At 75.6% G+C, this 2,731-nt stretch carries 2 protein-coding genes; both read right to left on the reverse strand.

Features of this window, described 5'->3' with window-relative positions:
• Positions 1 to 1,243: PHP domain-containing protein (locus tag IEZ12_RS37850; RefSeq protein ID WP_229847299.1), on the reverse strand; the 1,243-nt coding region annotated here is incomplete at its 3' end.
• A 79-nt stretch (positions 1,244 to 1,322) separates the two neighbouring features.
• Positions 1,323 to 2,731: DNA polymerase Y subunit UmuC family protein (locus IEZ12_RS06620; RefSeq protein ID WP_189271209.1), on the reverse strand; the 1,409-nt coding region annotated here is incomplete at its 5' end.

The raw sequence follows: 2,731 nt of genomic DNA on the forward strand, positions 1-2,731 counted from the left end.
CGAACAGCAGGCCGTAGGCGACGGGGTCGACGGCGGTGATGCCGAGGGCGTAGCAGACCGCGGAGTTGGCGGCGGAGCCGCGGCCCTGGCACCAGATGTTCTCGCGGCGGCAGAAGTCGACGATGTCGTGGACGATCAGGAAGTACCCGGCGAGGTCGCGGGTCTCGATCACGTCGAGCTCGCGGGCGAGTTGGCGGCGGGCCCGGTCGTTGTCGGGGCCGAAGCGCCGCGGTCCGGCCTCGGCGACCAGGGCGCGCAGGTGGCTGCTCTCGGTGTGGCCGTCGGGGACGGGGTAGCCGGGCAGTTGCGGGTCGAGGGTGGCGAAGTCGAAGGCGCAGGCCCGGGCGAGGTCGACGGTGGCCTGCTGGACGCCGGGGAACCTGCGCAGCCGGTTCGCCATCTCGCGGCCGGAGCGCAGGTGCGCGGTGCCGGCGGCCATGGTGTACGGGGCGGCCTGTTCCAGGGTGCGGCGTTCGTGCAGCGCGGCCAAGGTCTGGGCAAGCCGGCCCTGCGCGGGCGCGGCGTGGTGGACGTTGTTGGTGGCGACCAGCACAAGCGCGGTGCGGGCGGCCAGCGTGGCGAGCCGGTCGTTGCGCAGGTCGTCGCCGGGCAGCCGGTGGTCGGTCAGCTCGACGTACACGTTCTGCGGCCCGAACGCCTCGGTGAGGGTGCGGAGTTGCTGTTCGGCGGCGTCCTCGCCGGCGGTCTCCAGGGCGTGCCGGACCCGGCCGCGGCGGCAGCCGGAGAGCACCGCCCAGTGGCCGTGGTGGGCGTCGGCGAGTTCGTCGAACGCGTAGCGCGGGTTGTTCTTGGCGCCGCCGCGCAGCTGGGCGGCGCTGATCGCGGCGGACAGCCGCCGGTAGCCCTCCGGGTCGCGAGCCAGCACCAGCAGGTGGTCGTCCGGGCCGAGGGTGAGTTCGGCGCCGAACACGGTGCGGATGCCGGTGCCCTTGGCGGCCTCGGCCAGCCGGACCGCCCCGTAGAACCCGTCGTGGTCGGTGATCGCCACCGTCTCGATGCCCAACGCGGCTGCCTCGTCGAGCAGTTGCTCCGGGTCGCTGGCACCGTCGAGGAAGCTGAACGCCGAGTGGACGTGCAGTTCGGCCCACGGGACGGCGTCCTTCGGCGGCGCGGGCCTGGGGCGTTCGGGCTCCTCGGGGGCGGGCGGGACGGCGGCGCCCGCACCGGTCATCCGGCGCTGCAGCTCCGTCCAGGGGAGCGAGGGGTGGCTGGTGAATCCCATCGCGGGTGGTGCTCCGGTCTCGGGTGGTGGTTCCGGCTGCTCCCCCCGGGCAACGCGCTTGCTTCGCTGTCGACTTGCGCTAGTCATAGGCTCCTTCGACGTACCAGCGGCCGCCCTCCACGGTGAGCAGCAGGGCGCGGCCGCCCTCCACCGCGACCTGGAACCTGGCCCGGCGGCGGGCGGTGCCCGGGTCCCACCAGCGTTCGACGGCCGGCCACGGGCCGGTCCAGCCGAGCACTTCGAGGGTGCGGCCGTGCAGTTCGACCCGGTCCGGCGGGGCGGACACCTCGGCCCGGCCGTCCACCGCGACGGGCTGCCCGTCGCGGTCCAGCACCAGCACCGGCACCGGGTCCGGCGGCACCACGGACGGCGACGGGTCGGTGAGCCGGCCCGGCCAGGGACCGTCCGCCGTTTTCTCCCCACGGAGTTCGGCCTCGTCCCAGGGCAGTCGCGCCTGCTGCTCGCCGGGGGCCCGGCCGCCCTCGGGGGCGCCGCGCCGCAGCCCCGCGTAGCCCAGCAGCGACTGCACCCGGGCCACCGCCCGCTCCACCCGGTCCTCCGCGACCGCCTCGCCCCACAGCGCCAACTGCCGCCCCCGGTCCGGGAACAGGCCGTCCGGGACGAGGCGCAGCGCGGTGAACGCGCCGTCCGCGTCGGTGAACGTGCCGGTGGACTGCCAGGCGTTCAACTGCCAGCGGATCCGCTCGGCGAGGGCGGCCGCCGTCAGCCTCCCCTCGTGCTGCCACAGCCTGGAGACGGTGCGGCCGCCCGCGCAGGACACCTCCACCGCCACCCGCTGGCAGGCCAGCCCGACCTCGGCCAGCCGGGCGTGCAGCCGCTCCGCGAGGGTGCGGCCGACGAACACCAGCGGCTCCGCCAACTCCTCCGGCGGATCGAAGAGTTGCTCCACCGCGAGATCGAGCCCCTGGTCCTTGGGGGCCAGCGGACGCGGGTCCAGCCCGCGGGCCTGCCGGTGCGCGGCGCTCCCGGTCGGGCCGAACCGGTTCGCCACCACGTCCGCGGCCAACTCCGCGAACGCCCCCACCGTTTCCACGCCCAGCCGGTGCAGCAACTCCGCCAACTCCGGCTCCCCCAGCGTCGACACCGGGTACGGCGCGAGGAACTCCGGCGTCCGCCCGGCCGGCACCAACAGCTCCGCGCGGGCCGCCAGCACGGCGGCGAACAGGCCGTCGGCGACCCCGAGAAGACCGCGCGGGGGCGCGGGCTGCGGCTGTGGCTCCGGCTCCGGCTCGGGCTTCGAATCCGGCTTCGGCTTCGGTTCAGGGTTCGGCTTCGGTTCCGGACTGGCGGGGGCCACCAGGGCGAGCGGGGTGGGATCCTGGGCCGGGGCGGGCTCGGCGGAGCCGCCGTCGATCACGGTGAGCGGCGGACGCGAGGCCTCCGACCCGGTGAACACCTCGTCCACCCACGCGGGTTCGGCCTCGTCGGTCAGCTCGTCGGCGGGCTCCTCCGACGCGGCGACCGGCC

Origin of the sequence: Kitasatospora griseola (assembly GCF_014648555.1) — a bacterium.
GTDB classification, from domain to species: Bacteria; Actinomycetota; Actinomycetes; order Streptomycetales; family Streptomycetaceae; genus Kitasatospora; species Kitasatospora griseola.